This window comes from Meiothermus cerbereus, assembly GCF_051297115.1.
GTDB lineage: Bacteria > Deinococcota > Deinococci > Deinococcales > Thermaceae > Meiothermus > Meiothermus cerbereus_A.
Genome location: NZ_JBEVAL010000008.1, coordinates 60,561 through 67,075 on the forward strand (window position 1 = coordinate 60,561; position 6,515 = coordinate 67,075).

A 6,515-nucleotide genomic window follows, 5' to 3' on the forward strand; every position below is an offset into this window, starting at 1 on the left:
GGCGCTAAGCTGGGTCTTATGCCCTGGGAGATACTGAAAACCTTTGTCTGGCTGGGCTTGACCGCATTTGGGGGCCCGGCCGCCCATTTTGCTGTTTTCCAACGGCTACTGGTGGGTAAGGGAAAGTGGGTGAGCAAGGAGCAGTACTTGAAGATGCTGGCCGCCGTAAACCTGATTCCTGGCCCCAACTCCACCGAGACGGCTATGCTGCTGGGTCATGCCAGGGGCGGAGCCAGGGGACTGCTGCTGGCGGGTTTTGGTTTTATTGTGCCGGCTGCCCTGGTGACGCTGGCCTTGGTAGCGCTGTATCAGGAGGCTGCCTCCCTTCGATTCACGCAGGGCGCGTTCCTGGGGCTCAAGCTGGCGGTGCTGGCCCTGATTACCCAAGCCCTTTGGGATCTGCTGCCCCATCCTAGAAAACTGCCCCAAACCTGGCTGCTGGCCCTATCCGGATTCGTTATGGCTGGGCTGGGTCTAGTGGAGTGGGCGGTGGTGCTGCTGGTGGGCCTGGTGATGGTTCTGGGCAGAAGCACAAAGATGCTGAGCGTGGAACCCATCGGCCTGTTCTGGTTTTTTCTGCTGGTGGGTTCTACCCTTTTCGGCTCGGGCTACGTGTTGATTGGGCTGATGCAGGAGATGGTCACTCGAGGCTGGCTTAGCCCCGGCGAACTCCTGGATGCCTTAGCCCTGGGTCAGATCACACCAGGCCCCTTGCTCACCACGGCAACTGCGGCGGGTTACCTGGCCGCAGGGTTCCCTGGGGCAGTGCTCTCAACCGTTGGTATTTTTCTACCCTCTTTTGTATTTACCTTTCTGGTGGTCGGCGTCTTGCGCCGCCTGGAAGGGCATCCCCTGGCCGAAGCCTTTCTCAAAGGTGCCTCTGGGGCGGCCCTGGGGTTGATCGCGTGGGCATTATGGCTGCTAGGGCGCGAAACCCTGGTGGGCTGGGGGGAGTTGCTGGTTGCGCTGCTGGCTTTGATACTTTTGCTGCGCAATTTCCACCCCCTACCCCTCCTGGGGCTTTTTGCACTGGGAGGCGCCCTATGGAGCATCGGGATGGGTTGTTGACACTCCCACGGCTAAAGCCGGTGGGATTCTTGGTTCAACGAGAACTGCCTACCATTTGTAGGTCTTACGTTCTCTCCCCAAGCGTTTTGCGTCTCCGTGTGCCCCACGGCGACGGGAATCCTGCGGATTCCTTCAGCCCGGATGTTCCGCGCCGCGTTCAGGTCTCGGTCATGCACCGCCCCGCACCTACAGGTCCAAACCCTGTCCGAGAGGGTGAGGGCGGTGTGGATTGTCCCGCACTCTCGACAGAGCTTGCTACTGGGGAAGTAGGGGTCGATGACCACCAGGTGCTTCCTGTACCAGATGCTCTTGTACTCTAGCTGCCTGCGGAACTCGCCCAAGGCTGCATCCAGAACCGATGTGGACAGCTTGGTTTTCGCCATCCCCTTCAGGTTCAGGTCCTCGATGCACAGCCCGTCGTACTTCTGGACGAGTCCGGTGGTCAGCTTGTGCAGCCAGTCTTGCCGCTGGTTGCGGACCTTGGTGTGCACCCGGTTCAGCCGCTCTCTAGCTTTGTCACGGTTCTTGCCCCCTTTCTGTTTGCGGGAAAGCTCCCTTTGTGCTTTGCGAAGTTTCTTCATGGCCCTGCGGTAGAACTTGGGCGGGGCGATTCTCGTACCGTCCGAAAGCACCGCGAAATCCTTCAACCCGAGGTCTATCCCTACTACCCGCTCAGGGTTGGCGGGGGGCAAGGGTACGTCGGGCATCTCGAACTCAGCCGTCAGGCTGACGTACCAGTGACCCTCGCCGTCTCGCTTGAAGGTGGCCCCTTTGATACGGCAGTCTATCGGCTGGCTCTGGCGAATCCTGACCCAACCGACCTTGGGGACATAGACTTTGGAGTCTTCGACTTTGACCCGCTGGGGGATGCGGAAGCGAGGCTCATCCCGCTTCTTGCTCTTGAAGCGGGGGAACCTGGCCCGCTTGCTGAAGAAGGCTTGGTAGGCCCGGTCAAGGTCTTTCAGGGCTTGTTGCAAGAGTTGGCTGTCCACCCCTTTGAGCCAAGCGGTCTCCGGCTTCTTCTTCAGGGCGGTCAACTCAGTGGCTTGCTGGTTGTAGGTCAACCCCTTCCCGGTGGCCGCATACGCCTCCTTACGCCGTGCAAGGCCCCAGTTCCACACGAACCGCCTGGCCCCCGCCATACGCAACAACGCCTCAGCTTGGGTTTGGGTGGGTTCTATGCGGAAGCGGTAGACCTTGCGGTGTACGGCCATTCAGTCCCTCGTCTTCTGGGCGGCAATGTACTGCTCGATGGTTTTACTGCTGACCATGTCCGCCGTGCTCACGAAGTACGAGCGCGTCCACAGGGCAGGAAGGCGGATGAGGTGGGGGAACTCCCGGCGCAGCACATGCGAGGTGTAGCCCTTCAGGCGGTGGGCAATCTGGTTGGGGGCCACGTCGGGGTCTACCGAAAGGAACAGATGCACGTGGTCGGGCATGATTTCCAGGGCAATGATTTCCCACCCAAGTTCAGCGGCCTTCTCCCTGAGCAAAACCTCCAGGCGCTCGGCCAACGGCCCTACCAGAATCTTGCGGCGGCGCTTGGGCACGAAAACGAAGTGGTAGCGCAGCAGCGAGACGGAGGTGTGCTTGTGTTTGTAGGCCGTAGACACTAACACAGTATAGCACACCTGCCGCCCACCATGCTATGTCCGCCAGGGGCGGACGTGGGGGAGTCCCCGCCTCGCCACGGCGAGGCGACCATCCCTGAATGGGATGGGTTTTATAGCTCCCCCACACCCCCTCGCTTCTATAAGAAATGTTTTTGATTTGTTCTTTTTTTCTGGGCCCCCGCCTGAAGCATGGGCAGTGAAAAGCAGAAAAGCCAGGGTGCTTTAAACCGCCCCTAACGGAATGATTCAAGTGGGGTTTATATCAAATGCTTTGAGGGGTGAACACGAGTCCTACTTTCTTTAAAAAAAGAGCCGAGGGCAGGTTCCCTCGGTTTTTTCTGAGCTTGGTGGAGCCGAGGGGATTCGAACCCCCGACCTCTTGAGTGCGATTCAAGCGCGCTCCCAGCTGCGCCACGGCCCCAAGCGTTGTTTAGTGTAGCGGGGCGCGCCCTCGCTGTCTAGCCTTCCTTAATCCGCACCTCAATCCGACCCCGCCGGTCGCGCACTTCCAGTTTGGCCTTGGCCCGGCCTTTGCGGTATTCCGACTTATAGCTACTCCCACTGGCCTGATACTTGACCCTTGTCCAGCCCCTGGACACCAGGTCACGGTGATGGTGGGCGTACAGCTGGGCCACCTGGCTGCTACGGTAGACCACCACAATCCCCTGAGGTTCGGGGATCCGCTCTACCACCACAATGCCCGGAACCAGGGCAATCCGTATGTCTGCGCTGATGGTGAGGGTAGGTGGGGGCGGGGCCTCGAGCGTAACCCGAACCTGGGCGAAAGCCACCGAGCTTAGGGTCAGCGCAATAAGCAAAGCCTTCATGCCCTCTACCTTACCTGCGGATGGTTGGTAGATGTGTGTGAGAGATGTTAACGCAGCCTTCACCTTCCTGTCGCCAGCCTGAGGCATCACAAAAGCAGCTGTAGTAAGGTGTGGTGGATGCGGGTGCATCTGGTGGCTGTGCAAACCGAGATACAGGCCCTGCCCTATAGCAGTGCCGAGGGCTTCAGGCAGTATGTGCTCGAGCGAACCCTGTCCGCTACCCAAGGGCTGCCCGAGCAAGAGCCCCGCCTGGTTGCCTTTCCTGAAGCTTTCGCCTTGCCGCTATTGTTCTGGCTCGATACCCCCCCAGCCGTGCGGGAGGCCAAGAGTAGCCTGCAAGCGGCACTCTGGCTGCTGCGGCAAAACTGGCGGGCCTCCCTGGGGCCGGGAATCCTGAGCCCTGCGGTGTTCTACCATCTGCGGGCCCCCAAGGTCTGGCCGGTGTACGAGCAGGCTTTTCGGGAAGCCGCCCAGGCCGCCCGCGCTTATGTGGTTGCAGGTAGCATTTTTAGCCCCCTGATGGACTCGGAGCCCACTCGAGGTCTTCATACCCAGGGCAAGCCGGTTTATAACCTGTCGCTGGTAATATCGCCACAGGGCACCATCCTGGGACGTGTTCCCAAGGTTAACCTGACCCCTCATGAGCAGGGGGCTTTTTTGTCGCGGGGGCAGCCCGGCAGGCAAACCCTGAAAACCCGGCTGGGCACCATTGCCAACCTGATCTGTCTGGACGCTTTTCACGAGAGCCTGATCGAACAGGCCGACGCCGCCGGGGCCTGGCTGGTGGTGCAGCCCTCGGCCAATGCGGCCCGCTGGGAGGGGCCCTGGAGTGGCGATCCGGATCAAATAGAGGGCGAGGTCTGGCTGCGTGAAGGGCTGGCCAAAAAGCTGCAGAAGCGAGAAAACCTTCGCTATGGCCTCAACCCTATGCTCAACGGACACCTCTACGAGCTTTACTTCGAGGGCAAGAGCGGCATCTACCAGGCCGGCGGGCCGCTGGCGCTGGCCCATAGCCCCGTAGGCGATGCCTTTGTGCGTGTGGCAGTAGAACTGTCCGATAGCGGGCCTTCTTTCTAGTACCACCCATCCTGGGCGCTGGGCTTTGGGCTAAATTGGGGCCATGCGCCTCTCCAAAACCGATATCTACGCCTTTAAGATCCTGGGCTACCTGGGCACCCAGCCCCTCGAGCGCTTCGTGGGCAGCGAAGAGCTGGGCAAGGTCACGGGCGTGCCCCATACCTACCTCATGCGGATTCTGGCCGCGCTGGTGGGGCATCATCTGGTAGTTTCCAAAAAGGGGCAGGGTGGGGGGTATGCCCTGCCCCGTCCGCCCCAGGAGATCAACCTGCGCGATGTGATCCGGGCCGTGGATGGCCCCATCGCCCCCCTGGCCTGCGTGAGCCTCAACTGGCCCAAAGCCTGCCAGGAGGAGCAGCGCTGCCATGCCCGCAGCACCGTCTGGCTCAAGGTGCGCGACGCCGTTTTGCAAAGCCTGGGCCAGGTCAGCGTGGCCGACCTGGCCGCCGACTTCCAGCAGGGGCTAGATTACTCGGCGTGCCTGGACCACCTGCTGCCCTCGAGCGAGCTTCTCACCCGCCGCTCGCCCAGGAGACCATCATCCCGCTAAAGAACAAGCGCTCTCGGAGCTGGGCCGTTGAAACCCACCCAATAGATTACATTCTTTGTAATCTAAACCCGCACAACCCTGGTTCCCTTTGCCCTAAGCTATTCTGGTGTAGGGCCTGAGGTTTTTTTGGGAGGATAAAGATGAGCTACGCCAACCCCGATGTACTGGTTTCAACCGACTGGGTACTGGAAAACTTGAGCAACCCCGAGGTGCGTATCCTCGAGGTCAACGAAGACATCCTGCTCTACGACACCGGGCATATTCCCGGCAGCCAGAAGATTGACTGGCAGGCCGACCTCTGGGACGACACCATCCGCGAGTTTATCCAGCCCGACGAACTGGCCGCCCTGTTCGAGCGCCTGGGCATCTCCAACCACACCACCATCGTGCTGTATGGCGACAAGAACAACTGGTGGGCGGCCTACGCCTTCTGGTTCTTTAGCTACAACGGACACCCCAAGCTCAAGCTGATGAACGGCGGACGCATCAAGTGGATCCAGGAGAACAAACCCCTCACCACCGAGGTGCCCAGCTATCCCAGAGGCACGTACACCCCCGGCCAGCGCGACCCCCGTCTGCGGGCCTTCCGCGACGAAGTGCTGGCCCACCTGGAGAAGGTCAAAGCAGGCAAGGGCGCTTTGGTGGATGTGCGCAGCCCCGCCGAGTTCACCGGCGAAAAAACCCACATGCCCGAGTACCCCCAGGAAGGGGTATTGCGTGGGGGGCACATCCCCGGGGCCAAGAGCATTCCCTGGGCCACCACGGTGAATTCCGACGGCACCTTCAAGAGCGCGGAGGAGCTCCGGGCCATCTACGAGAGCAAAGGCATCACCCCCGATAAAGAGGTGATCGCCTACTGCCGTATTGCCGAGCGCAGCAGCCATAGCTGGTTTGTGCTCAAGCACCTGCTGGGCTTTCCCAACGTCAAAAACTACGACGGTAGCTGGACCGAGTGGGGCAACGCGGTGGGTGTGCCCATCGAGAAAGGCCCGGAACGGTAGCCCCGGTTAGCGGTTATCGGCCATTTTACGTAGCCTTTGCAGACCCCCCTCGAGGTTGTACACCAGCTCGTACCCGGCCGCCTCGAGGTAGAGCCCGGCCAGCTCACTCATCACCCCCCGCTCGCAGACCAAGAGCAGGGGGCGGTCTTTGGGCAGGCTGTGGTTGCCGTGCTGGATGTCGTGCAACGGGATATGCACAGCACCCTCGAGGTCGGCGCGGTTGTACTGTTCGGGGGGTCGCACATCCACTATCAGGGGGTTGTCCTGGAGAAAGTTCTTGAGCAGCTCGGGTTTTAGGGTTCGCATATGCCTAAGATAACCCAAGTTGCTACCTACAAAACGCTGGCCAGCTGCCTGAAGTTGTGGGCAAAGATGAAGC

Annotated in this window: 8 protein-coding genes and 1 tRNA gene; 4 read left to right on the top strand and 5 right to left on the bottom strand. The window is 60.5% G+C overall.

The window, feature by feature from the left end:
• The first annotated feature begins 18 nt into the window (after positions 1-18).
• Positions 19-1,068 (top strand): chromate transporter, encoded by a 1,050-nt coding sequence (locus tag ABWU19_RS03200; protein WP_435900327.1) that lies wholly within the window; start codon positions 19-21, stop codon positions 1,066-1,068.
• An 11-nt stretch (positions 1,069-1,079) separates the two neighbouring features.
• On the opposite strand, the gene ABWU19_RS03205 is transcribed toward ABWU19_RS03200, so the two are convergent.
• The 4 genes from ABWU19_RS03205 to ABWU19_RS03220 all read right to left on the bottom strand — a co-directional run bounded on the left by ABWU19_RS03205 (position 1,080) and on the right by ABWU19_RS03220 (position 3,508).
• Entirely contained in the window at positions 1,080-2,282 is a 1,203-nt protein-coding gene (locus tag ABWU19_RS03205) for an RNA-guided endonuclease InsQ/TnpB family protein (RefSeq protein ID WP_435900328.1), read from the bottom strand.
• Positions 2,283-2,681 carry an IS200/IS605 family transposase gene (gene tnpA, locus ABWU19_RS03210; RefSeq protein ID WP_435900329.1) on the bottom strand — a complete coding sequence of 133 codons (399 nt, stop codon included), beginning with the start codon at positions 2,679-2,681 and terminating at the stop codon, positions 2,283-2,285.
• A gap of 345 nt (positions 2,682-3,026) precedes the next feature.
• Positions 3,027-3,102 (bottom strand) — tRNA-Ala (locus tag ABWU19_RS03215).
• A gap of 37 nt (positions 3,103-3,139) precedes the next feature.
• The gene (locus ABWU19_RS03220; RefSeq protein WP_435900330.1) at positions 3,140-3,508 is read right to left on the bottom strand and encodes a hypothetical protein; all 369 of its coding nucleotides are present in this window, start codon (positions 3,506-3,508) and stop codon (positions 3,140-3,142) included.
• Between the two features lie 117 nt (positions 3,509-3,625).
• On the opposite strand from ABWU19_RS03220, the gene ABWU19_RS03225 reads away from it, so the two are divergent.
• The 3 genes from ABWU19_RS03225 to ABWU19_RS03235 all read left to right on the top strand — a co-directional run bounded on the left by ABWU19_RS03225 (position 3,626) and on the right by ABWU19_RS03235 (position 6,136).
• Positions 3,626-4,585 (top strand): nitrilase-related carbon-nitrogen hydrolase, encoded by a 960-nt coding sequence (locus tag ABWU19_RS03225; RefSeq protein WP_435900331.1) that lies wholly within the window; start codon positions 3,626-3,628, stop codon positions 4,583-4,585.
• 43 nt (positions 4,586-4,628) lie between these two features.
• Complete coding sequence (locus ABWU19_RS03230) at positions 4,629-5,135, top strand: RrF2 family transcriptional regulator (RefSeq protein ID WP_435900332.1); 507 nt, start codon at positions 4,629-4,631, stop codon at positions 5,133-5,135.
• 140 nt (positions 5,136-5,275) lie between these two features.
• A complete protein-coding gene (locus ABWU19_RS03235) occupies positions 5,276-6,136 on the top strand; it encodes a sulfurtransferase (RefSeq protein ID WP_435900333.1) in 861 nt (286 codons plus the stop codon).
• A gap of 6 nt (positions 6,137-6,142) precedes the next feature.
• On the opposite strand, the gene ABWU19_RS03240 is transcribed toward ABWU19_RS03235, so the two are convergent.
• Positions 6,143-6,442: a rhodanese-like domain-containing protein gene (locus ABWU19_RS03240; RefSeq protein ID WP_435900334.1), complete on the bottom strand. Its 300-nt coding sequence runs from the start codon at positions 6,440-6,442 to the stop codon at positions 6,143-6,145.
• Positions 6,443-6,515 lie beyond the last annotated feature (73 nt).

Bases quoted from the DNA above. Each gene is read 5' to 3' on its own strand.
- ABWU19_RS03200 (WP_435900327.1), top strand. From the start codon at position 19: ATGCCCTGGGAGATACTGAAAACCTTTGTCTGGCTGGGCTTGACCGCA.
- ABWU19_RS03205 (WP_435900328.1), bottom strand. From the start codon at position 2,282: ATGGCCGTACACCGCAAGGTCTACCGCTTCCGCATAGAACCCACCCAA.
- ABWU19_RS03220 (WP_435900330.1), bottom strand. From the start codon at position 3,508: ATGAAGGCTTTGCTTATTGCGCTGACCCTAAGCTCGGTGGCTTTCGCC.
- ABWU19_RS03225 (WP_435900331.1), top strand. From the start codon at position 3,626: ATGCGGGTGCATCTGGTGGCTGTGCAAACCGAGATACAGGCCCTGCCC.
- ABWU19_RS03230 (WP_435900332.1), top strand. From the start codon at position 4,629: ATGCGCCTCTCCAAAACCGATATCTACGCCTTTAAGATCCTGGGCTAC.
- ABWU19_RS03235 (WP_435900333.1), top strand. From the start codon at position 5,276: ATGAGCTACGCCAACCCCGATGTACTGGTTTCAACCGACTGGGTACTG.
- ABWU19_RS03240 (WP_435900334.1), bottom strand. From the start codon at position 6,442: ATGCGAACCCTAAAACCCGAGCTGCTCAAGAACTTTCTCCAGGACAAC.